Source organism: Variovorax sp. UC74_104, assembly GCF_044055375.1.
GTDB lineage: Bacteria > Pseudomonadota > Gammaproteobacteria > Burkholderiales > Burkholderiaceae_C > Variovorax.
The window spans coordinates 6247981-6269100 of the sequence record NZ_CP171978.1; the positions used below are offsets into that span (position 1 = coordinate 6247981).

General features: G+C 67.5%; 17 protein-coding genes, 1 tRNA gene and 1 pseudogene. 3 read left to right on the forward strand and 16 right to left on the reverse strand.

The window, feature by feature from the left end:
* The 9 genes and pseudogenes from ACHMXA_RS29530 to oxc all read right to left on the reverse strand — a co-directional run bounded on the left by ACHMXA_RS29530 (position 1) and on the right by oxc (position 9572).
* A complete protein-coding gene (locus ACHMXA_RS29530; protein ID WP_395317399.1) occupies positions 1-1011 on the reverse strand; it encodes a 2-dehydropantoate 2-reductase in 1011 nt (336 codons plus the stop codon).
* A gap of 49 nt (positions 1012-1060) precedes the next feature.
* Positions 1061-1843 (reverse strand): fumarylacetoacetate hydrolase family protein, encoded by a 783-nt coding sequence (locus tag ACHMXA_RS29535; RefSeq protein ID WP_395321414.1) that lies wholly within the window; start codon positions 1841-1843, stop codon positions 1061-1063.
* A 44-nt stretch (positions 1844-1887) separates the two neighbouring features.
* A complete protein-coding gene (gene sucD, locus ACHMXA_RS29540) occupies positions 1888-2787 on the reverse strand; it encodes a succinate--CoA ligase subunit alpha (protein WP_395317400.1) in 900 nt (299 codons plus the stop codon).
* Positions 2788-2821: 34 nt separating this feature from the next.
* Positions 2822-4000 carry an ADP-forming succinate--CoA ligase subunit beta gene (gene sucC, locus ACHMXA_RS29545; protein WP_395317401.1) on the reverse strand — a complete coding sequence of 393 codons (1179 nt, stop codon included), beginning with the start codon at positions 3998-4000 and terminating at the stop codon, positions 2822-2824.
* A gap of 32 nt (positions 4001-4032) precedes the next feature.
* Positions 4033-4350, reverse strand: coding sequence for a hypothetical protein (locus tag ACHMXA_RS29550; RefSeq protein WP_395317402.1), 318 nt, complete (start codon positions 4348-4350; stop codon positions 4033-4035).
* 236 nt (positions 4351-4586) lie between these two features.
* Positions 4587-5834: a formyl-CoA transferase gene (gene frc, locus ACHMXA_RS29555; RefSeq protein WP_176663418.1), complete on the reverse strand. Its 1248-nt coding sequence runs from the start codon at positions 5832-5834 to the stop codon at positions 4587-4589.
* The gene (locus ACHMXA_RS29560) at positions 5831-6277 is read right to left on the reverse strand and encodes a PAS domain-containing protein (RefSeq protein WP_395321416.1); all 447 of its coding nucleotides are present in this window, start codon (positions 6275-6277) and stop codon (positions 5831-5833) included. Before ACHMXA_RS29560 ends, frc (ACHMXA_RS29555) begins: the two co-directional genes overlap by 4 nt.
* Before the next feature lie 159 nt (positions 6278-6436).
* Positions 6437-7708, reverse strand: coding sequence for a formyl-CoA transferase (gene frc, locus ACHMXA_RS29565; protein ID WP_176663419.1), 1272 nt, complete (start codon positions 7706-7708; stop codon positions 6437-6439).
* Positions 7709-7741: 33 nt separating this feature from the next.
* Positions 7742-9572, reverse strand: a pseudogene (gene oxc / locus ACHMXA_RS29570) (oxalyl-CoA decarboxylase).
* Positions 9573-9723: 151 nt separating this feature from the next.
* Here oxc and ACHMXA_RS29575 point away from each other — a divergent pair.
* The gene (locus ACHMXA_RS29575; protein WP_056595369.1) at positions 9724-10332 is read left to right on the forward strand and encodes a Crp/Fnr family transcriptional regulator; all 609 of its coding nucleotides are present in this window, start codon (positions 9724-9726) and stop codon (positions 10330-10332) included.
* A gap of 129 nt (positions 10333-10461) precedes the next feature.
* Here ACHMXA_RS29575 and ACHMXA_RS29580 read toward each other — a convergent pair whose 3' ends face one another.
* From ACHMXA_RS29580 to ACHMXA_RS29595, 4 genes are all read right to left on the reverse strand, one after another.
* Positions 10462-11298, reverse strand: coding sequence for a cytidylate kinase family protein (locus ACHMXA_RS29580; protein ID WP_395317403.1), 837 nt, complete (start codon positions 11296-11298; stop codon positions 10462-10464).
* 19 nt (positions 11299-11317) lie between these two features.
* A complete protein-coding gene (locus ACHMXA_RS29585) occupies positions 11318-12850 on the reverse strand; it encodes a tripartite tricarboxylate transporter permease (protein ID WP_395317404.1) in 1533 nt (510 codons plus the stop codon).
* A gap of 34 nt (positions 12851-12884) precedes the next feature.
* Positions 12885-13406 carry a tripartite tricarboxylate transporter TctB family protein gene (locus tag ACHMXA_RS29590; RefSeq protein ID WP_395317405.1) on the reverse strand — a complete coding sequence of 174 codons (522 nt, stop codon included), beginning with the start codon at positions 13404-13406 and terminating at the stop codon, positions 12885-12887.
* A gap of 114 nt (positions 13407-13520) precedes the next feature.
* A complete protein-coding gene (locus ACHMXA_RS29595) occupies positions 13521-14552 on the reverse strand; it encodes a Bug family tripartite tricarboxylate transporter substrate binding protein (protein ID WP_395317406.1) in 1032 nt (343 codons plus the stop codon).
* Between the two features lie 252 nt (positions 14553-14804).
* On the opposite strand from ACHMXA_RS29595, the gene ACHMXA_RS29600 reads away from it, so the two are divergent.
* Together ACHMXA_RS29600 and ACHMXA_RS29605 are read left to right on the forward strand one after the other, a co-directional pair.
* Positions 14805-14879 (forward strand) — tRNA-Arg (locus tag ACHMXA_RS29600).
* Positions 14880-15532: 653 nt separating this feature from the next.
* Positions 15533-18313 (forward strand): hypothetical protein, encoded by a 2781-nt coding sequence (locus ACHMXA_RS29605; RefSeq protein ID WP_395317407.1) that lies wholly within the window; start codon positions 15533-15535, stop codon positions 18311-18313.
* A gap of 277 nt (positions 18314-18590) precedes the next feature.
* Here the strand turns inward: ACHMXA_RS29605 and ACHMXA_RS29610 are convergent, their stop codons facing one another.
* The 3 genes from ACHMXA_RS29610 to ACHMXA_RS29620 form a co-directional block, all read right to left on the reverse strand.
* Positions 18591-18920 (reverse strand): hypothetical protein, encoded by a 330-nt coding sequence (locus tag ACHMXA_RS29610; protein WP_395317408.1) that lies wholly within the window; start codon positions 18918-18920, stop codon positions 18591-18593.
* Between the two features lie 60 nt (positions 18921-18980).
* Positions 18981-19727, reverse strand: coding sequence for a lysophospholipid acyltransferase family protein (locus ACHMXA_RS29615; RefSeq protein WP_395317409.1), 747 nt, complete (start codon positions 19725-19727; stop codon positions 18981-18983).
* Between the two features lie 106 nt (positions 19728-19833).
* Positions 19834-21120, reverse strand: coding sequence for a dihydroorotase (locus ACHMXA_RS29620; protein ID WP_395317410.1), 1287 nt, complete (start codon positions 21118-21120; stop codon positions 19834-19836).

A 21120-nucleotide genomic window follows, 5' to 3' on the forward strand; every position in this document is an offset into this window, starting at 1 on the left:
TCACGCCATCTCGTGCAGCTTCACCCGGCCGCGCTGGTCTTCCATGGTGCGCGCGAGCAGCTTCACGAGGCTGTAGACGGTGTCGATGTGCGGCGTGGGCGTCTCGGTGAGCCGTGCCAGTTCGACCACGGCGCCGACCAGCGCGTCGATCTCGGGCGCGCGGCCCGCTTCCACGTCCTGCAGCATCGAGGTCTTGTGCTTGCCGACCTTCTCCGCACCCGCGATGCGCTTTTCGAGCGTCACGCGGAACTCGATGCCGAGCTTGTGCGCGACGGCCTGGGCCTCGCGCATCATCGCGGCGGCCAGCTCGCGCGAAGGCGGGTACTGGCAGATGTCGACGAGCGTGGAATGCGAGAGGCTGCTGATCGGGTTGAACGTCAGGTTGCCCCAAAGCTTGAGCCAGATCTCGGCGCGGATGTTGTCGAGCACCGGCGCCTTGAAGCCCGCGCCGGTGAAGCAGGCCGACACGCGCTCGACGCGCACGCTCGCCGAACCGTCGAGCTCGCCCACCGGGAAGCGGTCGCCCTCGATGTGCTTGACCACGCCCGGCGCGATGAGCTCCGACGCCGGATAGACCACGCAGCCGATCACTCGCTGCGCCGGGATCTTCGCCGCAACGGTTCCCGAAGGATCCACGCTGCGCACCGGCGTGCCTTCGAGCGTGCCGCCGTGCTTGTGGAAGTACCAGTACGGGATGCCGTTCTGCATGGTCACGACCACGGTGTCGGGCCCGAAGAGCTTGGGCACGTCGTTCGCCACGGCCTCCACCTGGTGGGCCTTCATCGCGAGCACGACGATGTCCTGCGGGCCCGCTTCGTCGTAGCGGTCTGTGGCCTTCACGTTGCGCGCCACCTGTTCCTCGCCTTCGGCCGAGACCAGCTTGATGCCGTTGCGCGATATGGCGTCGAGGTTGGCGCCGCGCACGATGAACGTGACGTCCTCGCCGGCCAGCGCGAGTTTCGCGCCGACCAGTCCGCCGATGGCGCCTGCGCCGATGATTGCAATCTTCATGTCGTCGATCCCCAAGAGTTGAAATCCTTGCGCGACCCTTCGGCTGCGTTCAGCCGAAGCGGTTGCTGAGTTTTCCGATGCCGCCGATCTCGATCTCCACGAGGCTGCCGGGCTTCATGGAGCCGACGCCGACCGAGGTGCCGCAGAGGATCACGTCGCCGCGGTGCAGCGTCATGTCCTGCGAGATGAGGCTCACGAGCTGCTGCACCGAAAAGCGCATGTCGCTGATCGGATAGTCCTGGCGCACCTCGCCGTTGAGCAGCGTGGTCACGGTGAGCGTGGCGGGGTCGAGGCCGGTGGCGACCACCGGGCCCATGGGGCAGAAGGTGTCGAAGCCCTTGGCGCGCACCCACTGCGCGAAGGAAGCGTCGCGATGGAGGATGTCGGCCACCGTCACGTCGTTGGCGCAGGTGTAGCCGAACACATGGCCCAGCGCATCGGCTTCCGAGACGGCGGTGGCGGTCTTGCCGATGACGATGCCGAGTTCGCCCTCGAACACCACCTTGCCGTCGCACAGTGGCTTGCGGATGGGCGCGCCGGGCGCGAGGTACGAATTGGGCGTCTTCAGCAGGTACAGCGGCTCGGCGGGCACCGGCAGGTTCAGCTTGGCGCCCAGCGCATGGAAGTTGTTCCACAGCGCGATCACCTTGGTGGGCTCGGTCGGCGTGAGCAGCTGCAGCCCCGCCAGCGCGAACACGCGGCCCGTGGGCTCGGAGCTGCCGAACATGTCGCCCTGCCGCTCGTGCACCGCATCGCCTTCGAGCGTGCCGAAGCCGATGCCGCCTGCGTGCTCGAAGCGGACCCATTTCTTCATCTGCTGCTGCTGTTCCATGTTGTTGTCGTCTTTCTGGATGTTGAGGATCGGGTCCGCCGCGGTCAATCGAACGGCAGGTAGTCGGGTATCACGAGCGAGGCGAGCAGCTTCCCCATGTCCGCCGGGTTGCGCGTGACGTGGATGCCGCACTCCTTCATCACCGCGAGCTTTTCCTGCGCGGTGCCGCGGCCGCCGGAAACGATGGCGCCCGCATGGCCCATGCGCTTGCCGGGCGGCGCGCTGGCGCCTGCGATGAAGCCGACCACGGGCTTGGTCATGTGGTCGCGGATCCAGCGCGCGCATTGCTCCTCGGCGTCGCCGCCGATCTCGCCGACCATGATCACGGCGTCGGTGCGCGGGTCGTCGTTGAACATCTTCAGCACGTCGATATGCCGCAGCCCGCCCACCGGGTCGCCGCCGATGCCCACCACCGTCGACTGTCCGATGCCGAAGCTCGCGAGCTGGCTCGCGGCCTCGTAGGTCAGCGTGCCCGAGCGCGAGACCACGCCGATGCGCCCGCGCTGGTGGATGTGGCCGGGCATGATGCCGATCTTGATCTCGCCGGGCGTGATGAGCCCCGGGCAGTTGGGCCCCAGCAGCAGCGTCTTGCGGCCCTGCATGCGATGGCGCGTGCGGATCATGTCGCGCACCGGGATGCCTTCGGTGATGCAGATGACGAGGTCGAGCTCGGCATCCACCGCCTCGTCGATGGCGGCTGCGGCGAAGGCCGGCGGCACGTAGATCACGGAGACGGTCGCGCCGGTCTCGGCCTTGGCTTCCTTCACCGTGCCGAAGATGGGGATGCCGGCCATCGACTGGCCGCCCTTCATCGGATTCACGCCCGCCACGAAGCAGTGCCTGCCGTTGCCGTATTCGAGGCAGGCCTGGGTGTGGAACTGGCCCGTCCTGCCGGTGATGCCCTGCGTGATGACGCGGGTGTGCTTGTTGATCAGGATGGACATGCTGCAAGCTCCATCGACTTCGGAGATGAGCGCTTCATCGCGGTCGCTCCCAGTTGCTGGCCGCGCCGACGGCGCGCTGCGCGGCCTCGGCCATGTCGTCGGCGTTGATGATCGACAGGCCCGACTGCGCGAGGATGGTCCGGCCCAGGTCCTCGTTGGTGCCCTTCATGCGCACGATCAGCGGCACCCTGAGGCCGGTCTCGCGCACCGCGTCGACCACGCCGTGCGCGATGACGTCGCACTTCATGATCCCGCCGAAGATGTTGACCAGCACGGCCTTGAGCCTGGGGTTGCGCAGCATCAGCCGCACGGCCTCTGCCACCTTGTCGACCGTCGCGCCGCCGCCCACGTCGAGGAAGTTGGCGGGCTCGCCGCCGTAGAGCTTGATCGCGTCCATCGTCGCCATCGCGAGGCCGGCGCCGTTCACGAGGCAACCGATGTCGCCCTCGAGCGCGATGTACGAGAGGTCGAACTTCGAGGCCTCGACCTCGATCGGGTCTTCCTCGTCGATGTCGCGCATGGCCGCGATCTCCGGCTGGCGGAAGAGCGCGTTGGCGTCGAAGTCGAACTTCGCGTCGAGTGCGATCACGCGGTTGTCGCGCGTCAGCACCAGCGGGTTGATCTCGGCCAGCGAAGCATCGCTGCCGTCGAAGGCCTTGTAGAGGTTCTGCATGAACAAGCGCGCCTGCACCAGCGAACGATCGGTGATGCCGATGCGGCGCGCCATGCCGTCCGCGTCGGCGATGCGCAGGCCGGCATCCGGGTCGATGAAGAGCTTGTGGATCTTCTCGGGCGTGCGCGCGGCCACTTCCTCGATGTCCATGCCGCCTTCGCTGGAGGCCATCAGCGCCACGCGCTGCGAATTGCGGTCGACCACGAAGCCGAGATACAGCTCCTTGTCGATCTCCACGCTCTCCTCCACCAGCAGCTGCTTCACGACGCGACCCTCGGGGCCGGTCTGCGGCGTCTTCAGCGTCATGCCGAGCATCTGGGAGGCGTGGCGCCGCACCTCGTCCACCGACCAGGCCGGCTTCACGCCGCCGCCCTTCCCTCGCCCGCCCGCATGGATCTGCGCCTTGACCACCCAGGCGCGCCCGCCGATGCGACTGGCGGCATCGGCCGCCTCTTCGGGCGAACGGCAAACGAAGCCGCGAGGAGTGGCCACGCCGTATTGGCGCAGCACTTCCTTGCCTTGGTATTCGTGGATGTTCATGATCGAAATTACCCGCGGCTTCCAATTGAAAATCAGGCGCCGAGCTCGACGCCGTGGCTTTCGGCCCAATTGAAATAGCTCGACGAAGCCATTTCCCGCTTTCTGTGGATTTCCTTCTTCTGCTCGATGGCGAGCGCCAGGAATTCGGCGTCGTAGGCCTTCAGCAGATGCGGCTGGTGGGTCTTCAGGTAATGGCCGATGCGCTCGTTCGCGTCCTGGCCAAGGCTCATAAGGCGGTCGTAGGTCTCGCCATCCCAGTGCCAGCGCAATCCCAATTCGAAGAATGCGGCGTTGTAGGCATTGCGCTCGATTTCGTCGCGCCAATATTGGACGGGCGAATGGTTTTCCATGATCTTCTCCTTGAATGAATGCCGAAGAGGTTGAATTGATCGAGAAATTCCGGCGAGTTCAAAATGTAGGATCGATGGACGATAAATAAAAATTAAATCAATTTATAAAAACCATTCACCATGAGTTATGGAATGCGGGCGCTCGATTTCGCGGGCGCAGCAACCCTCCGCGCCGCCCGCAGGCAGCGCTGTCGCAAGACTCGAAGATGAAAGAAAAGGCGGGCCTGCGCCGCGCCTCAGATCACGCGCTCGGCCCGCAGGGTTGCCAGGGCATCCGCGTCGTAACCGAGCTGCCTGAGCACTTCCTCGGTGTGTTCACCGAGCAATGGCGAACGCGTCACCACCGTCGGGCTGTCGGACATCTTGATGGGGTTGCCCACCGTCAGGTACTTGCCGCGCACCGGGTGGTCGACCTCGACGATGGTGCCGGTCTCGCGCAGCGACTCGTCGGCGGCGATCTCCTTCATCGAGAGGATCGGCCCGCACGGGATGTCGTACTCGTTGAGGATGTCCATGGCCTCGAACTTGGTCTTGGTCATGGTCCACTGCTCGATGCGCGCGAAGATCGGCTTCAGGTGCAGCAGCCGCGCCGCCGGCGTGGCGTAGGCCTCGTCGGTGATCCAGCCTTCCTCGCCGATGACCTTGCACACCGCCGGCCACACCGCCGCCTGCGTGATGAAGTAGATGTAGGCGTTCGGGTCGGTCTCCCAGCCCTTGCACTTGAGGATGGAGCCCGGCTGGCCGCCGCCCGACGCGTTGCCCGCGCGGGGCACCGCGTCGCCGAACTTGCCGTCGGGGTACTGCGGGTACTCGTGCATGGTGCCGGTGCGCTCCAGCCGCTGCTGGTCGCGCATCTTCACGCGGCAGAGGTTGAGCACCGCGTCCTGCATCGGCGCGAGCACCTGCTGGCCGCGCCCGGTGCTGTTGCGCTGGAAGAGCGCCGCCAGGATGCCCAGCGCCAGGTGCAGGCCGGTGCCGCTGTCGCCGATCTGCGCACCCGTCACCAGCGGCGGGCCGTCCTCGAAGCCGGTGGTGGAGGCAGCGCCGCCAGCGCACTGGGCCACGTTCTCGTAGACCTTGCAGTGCTCGTACTTGCCGGGGCCGAAGCCCTTGACCGAGGCCACGATCATGCGCGGGTTGAGCTTCTGGATGTGGGCCCAGGTGATGCCCATGCGGTCGAGCGCGCCGGGCGCGAAGTTCTCGACCAGCACGTCGCAGGTCTTGATCAGGCTGTCGAGAACCTCCTTGCCCTTGGGGTTCTTGGTGTCCAGCGTGATCGAGCGCTTGTTGTGGTTCAGCATCGTGAAGTAGAGGCTGTCCGCGCCGGGGATGTCGCGCAGCTGGCCGCGCGTGGCGTCGCCTTCTCCGGCGCGCTCGACCTTGATCACGTCGGCGCCGAACCAGGCCAGCAGCTGGGTGCAGGTGGGGCCCGACTGCACGTGGGTGAAGTCGAGGATCCTGATGCCCTCGAGTGCTTTGCTCATTGACTGTCTCCTGCTTTGATCGTGGTGGCTTCGACTTCTACCAGACGTGCGCGAAGTTTGCGCTCCTCGGCGAAGCGGGCTGTCTCGTCGCGCACGATGGCGACGATGCCGGTGACCTCGTGATCGGCGGAGAACAGCATCGACACCGTGAAGGCGATCGACAGCGTGCGCCCGTCCTTGTGCAGCGCGGGAACGCGCAGCAGGTCGGCGCCGTACTTGGTGACGCCGGTTTCCATGGTCTTGTGGTAGCCCTCCCAGTGCCGCTGGCGCTGCCGCTGGGGAATGATCAGGTCGAGCGACCTGCCGAGGGCCTCGGCCTCGCCGAAGCCGAAGATGCGTTCGGCCGCGCGGTTCCACAGCGTGATCGCGCCCATCGCGTCGCACACCATGATCGCATCGCCGGCGCCTTCGACGAGCTGCTTGAAATCGACATTCGCTTGCATGTACACCTCCGGCGCTTCTTTCGATCCAGGCCACGCTCCTGCAGCAGCCTCCCCCACTTCCAGGGACACCGCCGGAACCGGCTCCGCCGGGCCGCAGGTGTCGCCCCCTTGAGGGGGTTAGCGCTGCCACACGAAGTGGGCAAGCCTGGGGGTGGGCTTCTACACTGCCTTGGCCGCGTGCAGGCTTTCGATCTGGTCCTTGCTGTAGCCCAGTTCCGCCAGCACTTCGTCGGTGTGCTCGCCCAGGAGGGGCGAGGCGGTGACTTCGGGCTTGAGGTCCGAGAACTTGATCGGGCTGCCGATGGTCCAGTAGGTGCCGCGCTCCTTGTGCGGCACTTCGACGATAGAGCCGCTCTTGCGCAGCGACTCGTCGTGCAGCAGTTCCTTCATCGACAGCACCGGGGCGCAGGGAATGTCGTGCTTGCGGAAGATGTCCACCGCCTCGAACTTGGTCTTGTCCTTGATGAAGTCCTCGATGGTGGCGAAGATCTGCTCGATATGCGGCTGGCGGGCCTTGGCCGTCATGTAGTCGGGGTCGGTCTTCCACTCGGGCCTGCCCAGCGCATCGCAGATCGGTTCCCAGGCGTGGCCCTGCACCGTGAAGTAGATATACGCGTTGGGGTCGGTCTGCCAGCCCTTGCACTTCAGGATCCAGCCGGGTTGGCCGCCGCCGCCGGCATTGCCGCCGCGCGGCACGACCTTGTCGGCGAACGCGCTCATCTCGTGCGGGTACTGCGGGTATTCCTCGAGGTAGCCCACGCTGTCCAGGCGCTGCTGGTCGCGCATCTTCACGCGGCACAGGTTGAGCACGGCGTCCTGCATCGAGCAGGCCACCTTCTGGCCCTTGCCCGTCTGCTCGCGCCCGATGATCGCCGTCAGGATGCCGATGGCCAGGTGCATGCCGGTGTTGGAGTCGCCCAGCGCCGCGGCCGAGATGGTCGGAACCGAGTTCCCGCCCTTCCACCAGCCGGTGGTGGAGGCGGCGCCGCCGGCGCACTGCGCCACGTTCTCGTACACCTTCAGGTCCTCGTAGTGGTGGCCTTCGCTGAAGCCCTTGACCGAAGCGACGATCATCTTGGGGTTGAGCTCCTGGATGCGCTCCCAGGTGAAGCCCATGCGGTCCAGTGCGCCGGGGCCGAAGTTCTCCACCAGCACGTCGGATTCGCGGATCAGCTTCTCCAGCACGGCCTTGCCCTCGGGCTTCTTCGTGTCCAGCGTGATCGAGCGCTTGTTGCTGTTGAGCATGGTGAAGTAGAGCGCGTCGACGTCCGGAATGTCGCGCAGCTGCGAGCGCGTGACGTCGCCCGCGCCGGGGCGCTCCACCTTGATCACGTCGGCGCCGAACCAGGCCAGCAACTGCGTGCACGCGGGACCGGCCTGCACGTGCGTGAAGTCGATGATCTTGATGCCGTTGAGGGGCTTGTTGCTCATTGGGATATCTCCTTGAATGAAACGGAATGCGGGTTACTTCTTCTTCGCCGTGGCGGGGTTCAGGCTCGTGATGCGGCCGCTCTCGGTGCCCGCCGTTTCGTCGATCACGGCGTTGATGAGGGTCGGGCGGCCCGAGGCGACGGCCTCGGCCAGGGCCTTCTGCAACTCGTCGGCGGTGGTGGCGTGCACGCCCACGCCGCCGAAGGCTTCCATCAGCTTGTCGTAGCGCGCGTTCTTGACGAACACCGTGGGCGCCACGTCGGGCGTGCCGCTGGGGTTCACGTCGGTGCCGCGGTAGACGCCGTTGTTGTTGAAGACGATCACGCAGACCGGCAGGTTGTAGCGGCAGATGGTTTCCACCTCCATGCCGCTGAAGCCGAAGGCGCTGTCGCCCTCGATGGCGATCACCGGCTTGCCCGTGACCACGGCGGCGGCCACGGAGAAGCCCATGCCGATGCCCATGATCCCCCAGGTGCCCACGTCCAGGCGCTTGCGCGGCTCGTACATGTCGACGATGCTGCGCGCGAAGTCCAGCGTGTTGGCGCCCTCGTTCACCACGATGGCGTCGGGCCGGGCCTTCACCTGGTCGCGGATCACGCTGAGCGCGCCGTGGAAGTTCATCGGCGAGGGCCGCGCTGCCAGCGTGGCGGCCATCTTCGACAGGTTCTTGTCCTTGCGCTCGGCGATGGCGCCGGTCCACTCGGCCGGCGGCTTGGCCCACTTGGCGTCGATGCCGGCCAGCAGCGCGGCCACGCAGGAGCCGATGTCGCCGATCACCGGCGCCTCGATGGCGACGTTGCTGTCGATCTCGGTCGGCGCGATGTCGATCTGGATGAAGCGCTTGGCGCCTTTCTCCTGCGCCCCAGGTCTTGCCCTTGCCGTGCGAGAGCAGCCAGTTCAGGCGCGCGCCGACCAGCACCACCACGTCGGCTTCCTGCAGCACGTAGGAACGCGCCGCCGCCGCCGACTGCGCGTGCGTGTCGGGCAGCAGGCCCTTGGCCATCGACATCGGCAGGTAGGGAATACCCGTCTTCTCGACCAGCGCGCGGATGTCGGCGTCGGCCTGTGCGTAGGCAGCGCCCTTGCCGAGCAGGATCAGCGGACGCTTGGCGCCCTTGAGCAGTTCGAGGGCGCGGTTCACCGCGTCGGCAGCGGGGATCTGGCGCGGCGCCGCATCGACCACCTTGATGAGCGAGGCCTTGCCGGCCGCAGCCTCCATGGTCTGCGCGAAGAGCTTGGCCGGCAGGTCGAGGTACACGCCGCCCGGGCGGCCCGAGAGCGCGGCGCGGATGGCGCGCGCGATGCCCACGCCGATGTCCTGCGCATGCAGCACGCGGAAGGCGGCCTTGCACAGCGGCTTGGCGATGGCGAGCTGGTCCATCTCCTCGTAGTCGCCCTGCTGCAGGTCGACGATCTCGCGCTCGCTGGAGCCGCTGATGAGAATCATCGGGAAGCAGTTGGTGGTGGCGTTGGCCAGCGCGGTCAGGCCGTTGAGGAAGCCGGGCGCCGACACGGTCAGGCAGATGCCGGGCTTCTGCGTGAGGAAGCCAGCGGCAGCGGCCGCGTTGCCGGCGTGCTGCTCGTGGCGGAAGGAGATCACGCGCAGGCCTTCGGCCTGGGCCATGCGGGTGAGGTCGGTGATCGGGATCCCGGGCAGGCCGAAGATGGTGTCGATGCCGTTGAGCTTGAGGGCATCGATGACGAGGTGGAAGCCGTCGATGGTCTCGCCTTCGGGCGCGTTGTCTTCCGTCACGCTCTTGAGCGCGCGCACCACCGCGTCGCCTTCGGCGTCACGGGTTTTCGCGGGCTTGAGGGCTTCGCTCAGCGTGGTGGCCGCCTCTTTCTCTGTTCTGACTGAAGACATGTCTCTCCTTCTGCATGGGTGAATGGCCTAGGCCCGAGCCGCGACTATGATTCGGGCCAAACTTTCGGCCGTTGACCTCGGTCAACTTTCCCGAAAACGGCGCAGCCCCCGATGAGCGGCGCCGGCAGCGAACTCGAGCAAGACGGTGACCATGACGTTGTTGGAAAACCATCCGGAGAAGAACATCATTCGCGCCCAGCTGCGGCAGAACGTGCTTCTCAAGGACCTGAGCGAGGCCGACCGCGCCGAGCTGGAAGCCCACCTGGTCATCGTGGACGGCAACAAGGGCGAGTTCCTGCTGCACCAGGGGGTGCGGGAGATGGAGCAGTACTTCATCCTCGACGGCATCCTCAAGCGGGTGGTGAGCAACCCGGAGGGCAAGGAAATGATCCTTCGCTTCGCCGACGAGAACGACATGGAGACGAGCTACGCCGCGCTGCGGCTGGGAACGCCCACGCCCTACGGCATCGTCTGCGTGACCAAGGCGCGGGTGGCGAGCCTGCCGCTGAAGGAGTGGATCGCCTTCCTGAACAAGCATCCTGAAACCAAGGAGCTGTTCGAGTTCCTCGTGATGCGGGGGATGAGCGAGATCATGGCGCACACGATCACGCTGCACCTGCTCGACGCCGCGGGGCGCGTGCACCGGTTCATGCGCAAGCACCCGGAGCTGGAAGATCGGATTCCGAGCAAGGAGCTGGCTTCGTATCTGAATCTGTCAGCGGAAACCCTTAGTCGGCTTCGCAAGCGCGGGAAGATCTGAACCGGTCTTGCCCCCTCCCCGCTGGGGGAGGGTTGGGGTGGGGGCAAGGGGCGCATCAAGGGCTGCCGGCGTGTCCACCGCCCAGTGCCCCCATCCCGACCTTCCCCCAGAGGGGGAAGGAGCAAAAACCTAGGTCTGCTTCGCCGAAGCAAATCGCCGCGTGCTGGCCATCAGCCTCAGCTGGTTGTGCACCCCGCTCACACCCTGCACTTCCGCTGCCACAGCCTCTGCCTGCGCCCGTTCATCCGAGTCCAGCACGATGCCGCGCAGCAGCAGCTCACCCTGGTTCGCGGTGATCGTCACGTTGATATCGCGCGTCGCCTCGTGCTCCTTCAGCGCCGCGCGCACGCGAGCCTCCAGCGCCATGTTGGCGAGCAGCGCACGCGAGGCCGGCGTTTCCGCGAACTCGGGACAGTTCACCATCAGCCTGATCTGCTCGACGCAGCTTTCCACCGACAGCCGGTCGGTGTTGAGCACCAGGTCGTAGAGCACCGGGTCGCCCCAGGTCACGCCGAACTGCGCGTGCATGCGCGCGGCGTGCGCCTGATCGCTGCGGCGGATCTCGGCTTCGGCGAACTCGGCGTCGCCGGTCTCGAGGTCGTCCATCAGCCATTCGACGCGCTTCTTCATCGAGCGCGTGATGCGTACGCACACCACGTGCGGCACCGGCCGCAGCAGGCAGGTGGCGCCCCAGCCGCGCAGCACCACGTTGCCGCGGTCGGCCAGCGCGAAGAGCTCTTCGGCGGTGTAGAGCGCCACGCTGCGTTTGTCGGTGGTCAGGCGCTCCACCAGGCCCGCCTTGCCGGCGCGCAGCCTGCCGATGAGGCTGGTGGAAACCTGCATCCGTTCCGCCACGTGCTCGATGACCTCGTGGCGCATCACGGCGAGGCCCAGCGTCTCGGCGAGCTTGAGCGAAACATCCTTCGCGAGGGAACCCATCTCCTGGGTCAGTGCGATCACTGGCATGTGCTGGCCTCCTTCGTCATCAATCCACCGGCCGCTCGACCGCGAACTCGTCGGCCTTCTTCGGCTTCTTCACGAAGGCCAGCGCCTTGGAGATCAGCGGCCAGAAGAGCAGCACCAGCGCGAGCGTGGTGATGGTGCCGACCAGCGGGTTCGAGAACATCACCATCACGTCGCCCTGCGACACCAGCATGGCCTGGCGGAACGAGTCTTCCGCCTTGTCGCCGAGCACCAGCGCCAGCACCAGCGGCGCCAGCGGAAAGTCAAGCTTCTTGAACAGGTAGCCCAGCACGCCGAAGCCGAGCATGAACCAGATGTCGAGCATCGCGTTGTGCACCGTGTAGGCGCCGATCGCGCAGATCACGATGATCACCGGCGCGATGATCGAGAACGGAATGCGCAGGATCGACGCGAAGAGCGGCACGGTGCTCAGCACCACGATCAGCCCGACGATGTTGCCGAGGTACATGCTCGCGATGAGGCCCCAGACGAAGTCCTTCTGCTCGACGAAGAGCAGCGGCCCGGGCTGCAGGCCCCAGATCAGCAGGCCGCCCAGCAGCACCGCGGCGGTGGGCGAGCCGGGAATGCCCAGCGCCAGCATCGGCAGCAGCGCGCTGGTGCCGGCCGCATGCGCGGCGGTCTCGGGCGCGACCACGCCTTCGGTCTCGCCGGTGCCGAACTTCGCGCCCTTCTTCGACATCTTCTTTGCGAGGCCGTAGGCCATGAAAGAGGCCGGCGTGGCACCGCCGGGCGTGATGCCCATCCAGATGCCGATGAGCGAGCTGCGGATGGATGTCATCCAGTAGCGCGGCAGCTGCTTCCATGTCTGCCACACCACCTTCGGGTCGATCTTCGCGCTCTTGCCCGAGAACTTCAGGCCCTCCTCCATCGACAGCAGGATCTCGCCGATGCCGAACAGGCCGATCACCGCGATCAGGAAGTCGAAGCCGCGCATCAGCTCGGGCTGGCCGAAGGTCAGGCGCAGCTGGCCGGTGACGGTGTCCATGCCCACGCTGGCGAGCGCGAAGCCCAGCGCCATCGACGCGAGGATCTTGAAGGGCGAGCCCTTGCCCATGCCCACGAAGCTGCAGAAGGTCAGCAGGTACACCGCGAAGAACTCGGGCGAGCCGAACTTGAGCGCGAACTTCGCGACCAGCGGCGCGAGGAAGGTGATCATCACCACCGCGAGGAAGGCGCCCACGAAGGACGATGTGAAGGCGGTGGTGAGCGCCGCACCGGCGTGCCCGTTCTGTGCCATCGGATAGCCGTCGAAGGTGGTGGCCACCGACCAGGGCTCGCCCGGGATGTTGAACAGGATCGAGGTGATGGCCCCGCCGAACAGCGCACCCCAGTAGATGCACGACAGCATGATGATGGCCGAGGTCGGCGACATCGTGAAGGTGAGCGGCAGGAGGATCGCCACGCCGTTGGCGCCGCCGAGCCCCGGCAGCACGCCGATGAGAACGCCGAGGATGATGCCGAGGAACATCAGGCCGATGTTCATCGGCGAGAGGATCACCGAGAAGCCCTGCATCAGGGCACTGATTTCTTCCATTTCGCTTGTGCTCCGTGAGTGTTGGGTTCGGTCGTCAGTAGCCGAGGAATCGAAGCGGATCGAGCGCGCCCTTGAAGAGCGGCACCTTGAACCAGACCTCGAACATGCAGAAGAAGAGCGTGTTGACGGCCAGCGCGGCGAACACGCTCTTGAACCACGCGTACTTGCCCAGCACCATCATGAACAGCGCGATGTAGATCGCCGACGCCACGTAGATGCCGAGGATGGCGATCGCCAGCACGTAGACCGTGGCCGGCACCAGCACCGAGAGCACGCGCCTGAGCTGTACCGAGTCGACGAAGACCGCGGTGTTGCGGCTCTTGCCCAGCAGCGACTGGTAGAGGATGCCGGCGCCCGAGATCGTGATGATCACGCCGATGAAGAACGGGAAGTAGCCCGCGCCGGGGCCGTCGGTGGTCCAGCCGGCGCCGAGCTTGCGCGCCTCGAAGACCACCACCAGGCCGATGACCAGCAGCGTGACGGCCACCGCCGCTTCTACGAGGTGCGTGGAGATGCCCGTACGTGCCGGGCCCTCGGATGTTTCGTCGTGCTCCATGGAGCCCCCATCGTGGTTGTTTGGAAGAAGGAAATCGGCGTGCGCTCCTGGCACACGCGCCCGCTGCCGCACGCCGTGCGCGGCAGTCGTCGCAGCCGGCTGGCCCGCGCCGGCCTACTTGTTGCTCGCGAGGAAGCCCGCGTCGGACATCAGCGTGCGGTGCGTGGCCTCGGCCTCGGTGAGCCACTTCGCGAAGGCATCGCCGGTCAGGAAGGTCGGGTTGAAGGCGCCCTTCTCCATGTACTCCTTCCACTCCGGCGTGGCGGCCACCTTGGTCAGCAGGTCCTTGTAGAAGGCGAGCTGGTCGGGCGTGACGCCCGGCGGCATGAAGATGCCGCGCAGCATCGTGTACCTGGTGGGCACGCCCGCTTCCTTGCAGGTGGGGATGTCGTTCCACGACTGCGTGTCGGTGACCTTGGCCTTGAAGGGCATGCGCTCGTCGTCGAACACGCACAGCGCGCGCAGCTTGCCTGCGCGCCACTGCGCCACCGCCTCGATCGGGTTGTTCACCGTCGACTGCACGTGCCCGCCCACCAGCTGCACCGCCACCTCGCCGCCGCCCTTGAAGGGCACGTAGATGAACTTGGTGCCGGTGGCCTTCTCGAGGGCGACCGTGATGATCTGGTCTTCCTGCTTCGAGCCGGTGCCGGCCATCTTGAACTTGTTCGGTCCCGCGGCCTTCACCGCGCCGATGTAGTCGCCGGCGTTCTTGTAGGGCTCGGAGGCGTTGGTCCACAGCACGAACTGGTCGAGCGCCAGCATCGCGACCGGCGTCATGTCCTTCCAGTTGAAGGGCACGCCGGTGGCCATCGGCGTGGTGAACAGGTTCGACAGCGAGATGACGATCTTGTGCGGATCGCCTTTCGCCTCCTTCACCGCCAGGAAGCCCTCGGCGCCCGCGCCGCCGGACTTGTTGACGACGATCAGCGGTTCCTTCATCAGCTTGTACTTGATGACGATGCCCTGCAGCAGCCGGCCCATCTGGTCGGCGCCCCCGCCGGTGCCGGCGGGAATCACGAACTCCACCGGCTTGGTGGGTTCCCATGCGAAGGCGGGCGCGGCGCCGGAGGCCAGCGCCGCCGCGGCGGCAGTGGTGGCAAGGACGGCAGTCGCGCGACTCAGAACGTTCGAGGCGATCTTCTTCATCAGGTTGTCTCCTGTGTAGTGATTTCGCTCTTTTTTGTTCTTGAATCTGAGCAGAGATGCGAACGGGCACGATGGTGCGCGCCGCCGATTCGAGGCGGCTTGATCGCGGTCAACTTTTCGAAGATTTCGTATTCGGGTTAGCCCGCGCTGGCGATGCGCACGGGGTTGCCGATGGCCCCGGCCGGGACTGTCATCGCGAACCCTATAAAATCGCGGGCGCACTGCGGTTTTCGCCTCGTGCATCCCCATCCGGTCTTCGTAGTTCAATGGATAGAACGGGGTCCTCCTAAGACTCAGATACAGGTTCGATTCCTGTCGAAGGCACCAGCAAGCCGTTGATGTTCAACGGCTTTTTTTTGGCTGGGACAAGGCCGGGACACGGTTCAAGAACAGACTGCGAAGGCGGCCATGGACACGTGCCTCTTCTGCGATTGCGACCTCACGCCCGGCAGCGAGGAACACGTCTTTCTTTCAATGAGCAGGCCCGGCGCCGCATATCGAACGAGCTGCGCGAGCTATCCGGTACGGCGCCCCATCCATAGAGAATTTCGCCGGCCGGGATTTCAGCAACTGAAGCAGCGGGGGACGATCCAGCCCGCCGGCAAAGCGCCATCGAAAGCTTCGTAGGGCAACTGGCCGTGATCGAACACTGCGGGTCGTGGTCCACCGAGCTGGAAACCGTGTTCGACGAAGACGCCGGCGCCTTGCGCGGACCCAGGAGCTGAAGCTTTCGCCGGGCTGCCGCGACAACCGGTCCGCGCAGGCGCTTGTTACGGGCCGGGCACGTAGCAACGCTACGTAACAAGCGCCGAAGCGCGCCCGCCGGAAGGCCTTCCGCTCGACCTCCCAGACCCCTTGCACGTCAAAAATCCGCAGGCAAATCAACAACTTGCACGCAAACGGACGCATCGCTGCCGGTTGCACAAAAAAGCGGCACACAAGTTGCCCCGTCAACCAGTCCAACCATCGAGGAGGCTGCCATGACGGATGCCAACACAACGATTTCTTCGACCGCCGGAGGCGCCGACAGCGGTGCCGCGCCGGTGATCCTCGCGCAATCGACAGTCAGGCCCGTCGCTCCCATGGGCACGGCCAGCACCGCCACGGCAGCAGCACCGGCCGGCGTCGGCTCGCTGTCCAACGCCACGCCCGGCACGGTCGTCATGCGCGACGGGGTGGCGATTCCCGTCTCGGGCAGCCAGACGCTGATGGCCGGCGACCGCGTGATCGTTCCGCAGGACGGCCACGCCAACGTTCTCTTCCCCGGATCGGCCACCAACAAGGCCCCGCTGGCCGGTGTGTTCACCGGCGGCACCGACGCCACCATCAGTTCGACCAAGCTGGCCAGCGGGCTCGAACAGGTGAACGTGGACGTGGCTTCCGGCGACCTCGAAGTGACCGCACCCGACAGCGACGCCGAAGCCGCCGCGCTCGCGGTGAGCAAGAAGACCGCCGCCGGCAGCGGCATCGGGCTGGGCGAGTTCGCGCTCGGCGCGCTGGGCGCCATCGGGCTCGCGGCCGCGCTGGGCGGTGGGGGCGGCGGCAGCGACAGCGCGGTTCCCTTCTTCATTCCAGGCATCGGCGAAAGCGATGCCGATGCGGACTCCGACGCGGATGCGGACGCCGATGCCGACGCAGATGCGGATGCCGACGCGGACTCCGACGCAGATGCCGACTCGGACTCGGACTCGGACTCGGACTCGGACTCGGACTCGGACTCGGATTCGGATTCCGATTCGGACTCGGATTCCGACGCGGATTCGGACGCAGACGCCGACGCCGACCACCTGCTCGATCCGGGCGACGGCGCCGTCGGGCATCTGGTCGGCTCCCTCGACAACCTGCTCGGCCTGGGCGGCGGCGGCACGGCAGCCGCAGCGCGCAGCGCCGCGGTCACGCACTCCGCGGGCACGCTGGGCTCGCTGCTGCCCACGACCGACGGCCTCACCGACCTGGTCGACAACGTGCTCTCGCCCATCGCCGGCAACGAGTTCAGGCCCAACGATCCGAACGGGTTCGATCCGCTGGACAACACCGTCGACAACATCACCGCCGACCTCGGCGGCGTGCTCACCCCCGTGGTCGACGGCCTGCTGGGCAACGGATTGACCGGCGCGCTCGTCGGGTCGCTCAACGGCCAGGTCGACTACCTGACCGATGCGCTCAACAACATCCTCGGGAACGTGCTCGGCAGCGGCGGCCTGCTCGGCGGCGTGACCACCGGCCTGGGCATCGACGGCCTGGTGGACGGCCTGGTCGGCGAAGACGGCGTGATCAGCCAGGTGCTCGAGGGCCTGCTGGGCGACGGCAGCCTGGTGGGCAGCGTGCTCGGCGAAGACGGGCTGGTCGGGCAGCTGCTGGGGGATGGCGGACTGCTCGGTGGCGTGCTGGGAGATGACGGACTGCTGGGTGGTTTGCTCGGCGGCGTGCTGGGAGATGACGGACTGCTGGGTGGCGTTCTTGGCGGTGACGGCGGCCTGCTCGGCGGTGTCCTGGGAGACGACGGCCTGCTGAGCGGCGTTCTCGGCGGCGATGGTGGTCTGCTCGGCGGCGTGCTGGGAGACGACGGTCTGTTGGGCGGCGTTCTCGGCGGCGATGACGGCTTGCTGGGAGGCGTGCTCGGCGGCGACGGCTCGCTCGCCGGCCTGTTGGGCAGCGACGGTCTCACCGGCGGTTTGCTCGGCGAAGGAGGGCTGGTCGACAGCGTGCTCGGACCCGATGGCGTGGTCGGCGAGCTGCTGGGCGCCACCCCCTTGGGCGGCCTGCTCGGCGGCGAAGACGGATTGTTGAGCGGCGTACTCGGCGACAACGGCCTGATCGGCGGCCTCCTTGGCGGAGACGGCTTGCTTGGCGGTGTTCTGGGAGACGACGGCCTGCTGGGCGCCGCCGGTCCGCTGGGCAGCCTGCTCGGTGGCACTGGGGGCCTGCTCGGCGGCGTGCTGGGTGATGACGGTCTGCTGGGTGGCGTGCTCGGTGGTGACGGTGGCTTGCTCGGCGGCGTGCTGGGGGACGACGGTCTGCTGGGCGGAGTGCTCGGTGGCGATGGCGGTCTGCTCGGTGGCGTGCTGGGTGACGACGGCCTGCTGGGCGGTGTCCTCGGTGGCGATGGAGGCCTGCTCGGCGGCGTGCTGGGTGACGACGGCCTCGTCGGTGGCCTGCTCGGCGGCGTCACCAACGGCGACGCCGGTGGCCTGGTCGGAGGTCTGCTTGGCGAGGACGGCCTCGTGGGCGGCCTGCTCGGCAGCGTCACCAACGGCGATGCCGGCGGTCTGGTCGGAGGTCTGCTCGGCGAAGACGGCCTCGTGGGCGGCCTGCTCGGTGGCGTGACCGGCGGCGGCAGCACCGGCGGGCTGCTGGGCGGCGTGCTCGGCGAAGACGGTGTCGTGAGCAACCTTCTCGGCGATGAAGGACTCGTCGGCAGCGTGCTGGGTGCGGACGGCCTCGTCGGACACCTGCTCGGCTCGCTCGGTGGCGACGACGGCCCGCTGGCCAACGTGCTGCAGTCGGCAACGAGCGAGGCGACCGCTCCGGCGGCCCACGCGGCCTCCACTGCCGCGGCTCCGGCCACAGACATCCTGGCGGGCACCAGCGGCACCGTGGCGCCGGTGGTCGAGACGGTGGCGCACGTGGCCGAAGGCGCGGCCGGTGCCGTCGCCGCGGGCGTGGGCGAAGTCGTGGCGCCGATCACCAGCCAGGTCGAGCAGACGGTGAGCCATGTCGTGAGCCCGGTCACCAACATCCTGCACGGCCTGCTGGGCTGAGCGGAGCGACCTGCCCGCCCGCACGCGGGCACGCAGGTCCGCGAGGATGGGGACGCTGTAGGCAGGCGCTCACGTACTTGCCTTGCCCTGTCCCGCATGAGCGGGCGGCGCGCGGAGTCAATGTGGAGGTTCAGTGGATTTCGGTTCCGGTTCCTCCTCGCGGCGCATTCGTGCGCCGTTAAGCGCTCCCTCGAGGAGCGCTTTTTTTGCCTGGCTTGCGCTCCATCCGCGCAGCAGCAACACCAACAGCCGGCACGGCCAGCCCGCGGCTGCCGCCTCAGCGGATCAGGCTGATCGGCGCGACCTGCGGCGTGACCTTCGCCTCGGTCGCCGTCAGCAGTTGGCCGTTCGATTCCTTCCAGCACATGAGGTTGGTGATGCCCGATCCGGCCGGGCCCGGGGCCTGTATCGACACCGCCTTCCACCCCTTGCACGCGCCGCCCACGGTGGTGGGCCTGTCGAGGAACACGTAGTCGGTGCCGGCGTCGATGCGCATCACGCCGGCCACGCCGGGCGGCAAAGGCTTGCGCGTCTGGGCGGAGGCCGCGCATGCGGCCGTGATCATGACGAGGCCCAGGAAGAGGGAACGGATACGGATGCGCCTCACGCGTCGCGCTCCGATCCTGCGGCCGGGCTGGACATCATTCGCGAGCCGGCCCATGCCGCGTCAGTGCGTCTCGCGCCTCAGCTGCTGCACGTCTTCATGCAGCGACTGCGCCCACGCACGGCGGTCGCGGCCGTGCGGGTCCTGCGGCTCGCCGAAGCGCACGATGGCCAGCAGCGGCGGCGCGCGCAGCGTGTTCCACAGGGAGACGACGAGGTTGTCGTCGTCGATGTAGCGCGGCGCATGGCTGGTCTCGCCGGTGGCGGCATCGGCGAAGCGCAGCGCGGCGGGCAGCACGGGCGCACCCGAGGAGATCGACGCCTGCAGCAGGTTGGCATGGAAGGGCAGCAGGCCCCGGCCGTCGCTGGTCGTGCCTTCGGGGAACACGCCGATCAGGTCGCCGCTGCGCAGCGCGTCGGTCATGTGGTGCACCACGCGCAGCGCGTCGCGGCGGCGTTCGCGCTCGATGTAGAGCGTGCCCGAGCCGGTGGACAGCGTGCCGATCAGCGGCCAGCCCTTCACGTCCGACTTCGACACGAAGCGCACGTGCTGCGCGGCGTGGATGGTGGTGATGTCCAGCCACGAGAGGTGGTTGCAGATCAGCAGCATCGGCCCCTTGGCGGGCGGCGTGCCCTGCACCACGAGCGTGATGCCCATGAGCTCCAGCATGCGCCGCGACCACGCCTGCACGCGGGCATTGCGTTCAGCCTGCGAGAGCTTCGGGAAGGTGAAGCGGATCGTCCACCAGCCCGAGGCCGCGTGCGCCACCGCGCGCAGCAGGCGCCAGCCGGCTTTCAGCGAATGCCGCATCGGACGGGCGCCCTCTCGGTAGCTTCCATGCATGGTCGCGGAACACCGCGGAACCGGCTTTGGGTAGCGATGCGAAGCGCGCGAAGCCTGGGGGTGAGCTTCATTTCTATTCGTGGACGATGCGGCCCGCAACCAGCGTGTGCCGAGCGCGGCCCTGCAGCGGATAGCCGGCGAACGGCGTGTGCTTGCCCTGGCTCCTGAGCGCGCCGGGCTCCACCTGCCATTCGAGCGCCGGATCGGCGATGCACAGGTCGGCCACGCCGCCTTGCTGCAGGCGGCCGATGCCGGTGGCCGCGTGGTCGGCGCCCAGCAGGCGCGCAGGCGCGGCGGTGACCACCTCGATGGCGCGCGCGATGCCGGCGCCGCTGCGCTCGCCCCAGCGCAGCGCGAGCGGCAGCAGCAGTTCGAGGCCGGTGGCGCCCGCCTCGGCTTCGGCGAAGGGCAGCGTCTTGGCGTCGGCCTCGACTGGCGTGTGGTCGGACACCAGCGCATCGATGGTGCCGTCGGCCAGCGCGGCGGAGAGCGCGTCGCGGTCGCCCTGCTGGCGCAGCGGCGGGTTCAGGCGGGCGCGGCTGTCGAAGTAGCCGATGTCGGTGTCCGCCAGGTGCAGCGAGTTGATGCTCACGTCGCAGGTGATCGGCAGGCCCTGCGCCTTGGCCTGGCGCACCAGCTCCACGCCGCGGGCGCTGGAGATGCGGCACAGGTGCACGCGCGCGCCGGTGCTCTTCATGAGCTCGACGATGGTGAAGATGGCGATGGTCTCGGCCGACACCGGCACGCCACCCAGGCCCAGCCGCGTGGCGAGCGGGCCGCTGGCGGCCACGCCCTTGCCGAGGTCGCGGTCCTGCGGGCGCAGCCACACGGTGTAGCCGAAGGTGCTGGCGTACGACAGCGCGCGCTGCAGCACCTGCGTGTCGGCCAGCGGCACCTCGGCCTGGCCGAAGCCGATGCAGCCGGCCTCGGTGAGCTCGGCCATCTCGGTCAGCACGCCGCCGGCGAGGCCGCGCGTGAGCGCGCCCTGCGGGAACAGGCGCGCGGCCTGCAGCTTCTCGGCGCGGAACTTGAGCATCTCGACCAGGCCGGGCTCGTCGAGCACCGGGTCGGTGTCGGGCGGGCACACGAGGCTGGTCACGCCGCCGGCGATGGCCGCGGCCATCTCGCTCTCGAGCATGCCCTCGTGCTCGTAGCCGGGCTCGCGCAGGCGCGCGGCCAGGTCGACGAGGCCCGGCGCGACGATGCAGCCGGTGGCATCGATGGTGCGCCCGGCCTTGAAGCCAGCGGGAATGCCGTTGCCGATGCCGGCGATCTTTCCGTCGGCGATGGCGATGTCGGCCTTTTCATCGATGCCCGACGCGGGGTCGACGACACGGCCGTTGGTGATGTGGATGTTCAT

Excerpts from the sequence above, each read along its gene's own strand:
- ACHMXA_RS29560 (WP_395321416.1), bottom strand. The coding sequence starts at position 6,277 with ATGCAAGCGAATGTCGATTTCAAGCAGCTCGTCGAAGGCGCCGGCGAT.
- frc (WP_176663418.1), bottom strand. The coding sequence starts at position 5,834 with ATGAGCAAAGCACTCGAGGGCATCAGGATCCTCGACTTCACCCACGTG.
- frc (WP_176663419.1), bottom strand. The coding sequence starts at position 7,708 with ATGAGCAACAAGCCCCTCAACGGCATCAAGATCATCGACTTCACGCAC.
- ACHMXA_RS29620 (WP_395317410.1), bottom strand. The coding sequence starts at position 21,120 with ATGAACATCCACATCACCAACGGCCGTGTCGTCGACCCCGCGTCGGGC.
- ACHMXA_RS29590 (WP_395317405.1), bottom strand. The coding sequence starts at position 13,406 with ATGGAGCACGACGAAACATCCGAGGGCCCGGCACGTACGGGCATCTCC.
- ACHMXA_RS29585 (WP_395317404.1), bottom strand. The coding sequence starts at position 12,850 with ATGGAAGAAATCAGTGCCCTGATGCAGGGCTTCTCGGTGATCCTCTCG.
- ACHMXA_RS29530 (WP_395317399.1), bottom strand. The coding sequence starts at position 1,011 with ATGAAGATTGCAATCATCGGCGCAGGCGCCATCGGCGGACTGGTCGGC.
- ACHMXA_RS29535 (WP_395321414.1), bottom strand. The coding sequence starts at position 1,843 with ATGGAACAGCAGCAGCAGATGAAGAAATGGGTCCGCTTCGAGCACGCA.
- ACHMXA_RS29605 (WP_395317407.1), top strand. The coding sequence starts at position 15,533 with ATGACGGATGCCAACACAACGATTTCTTCGACCGCCGGAGGCGCCGAC.
- ACHMXA_RS29575 (WP_056595369.1), top strand. The coding sequence starts at position 9,724 with ATGACGTTGTTGGAAAACCATCCGGAGAAGAACATCATTCGCGCCCAG.
- ACHMXA_RS29615 (WP_395317409.1), bottom strand. The coding sequence starts at position 19,727 with ATGCGGCATTCGCTGAAAGCCGGCTGGCGCCTGCTGCGCGCGGTGGCG.
- ACHMXA_RS29595 (WP_395317406.1), bottom strand. The coding sequence starts at position 14,552 with ATGAAGAAGATCGCCTCGAACGTTCTGAGTCGCGCGACTGCCGTCCTT.
- sucD (WP_395317400.1), bottom strand. The coding sequence starts at position 2,787 with ATGTCCATCCTGATCAACAAGCACACCCGCGTCATCACGCAGGGCATC.
- sucC (WP_395317401.1), bottom strand. The coding sequence starts at position 4,000 with ATGAACATCCACGAATACCAAGGCAAGGAAGTGCTGCGCCAATACGGC.
- ACHMXA_RS29550 (WP_395317402.1), bottom strand. The coding sequence starts at position 4,350 with ATGGAAAACCATTCGCCCGTCCAATATTGGCGCGACGAAATCGAGCGC.
- ACHMXA_RS29580 (WP_395317403.1), bottom strand. The coding sequence starts at position 11,298 with ATGCCAGTGATCGCACTGACCCAGGAGATGGGTTCCCTCGCGAAGGAT.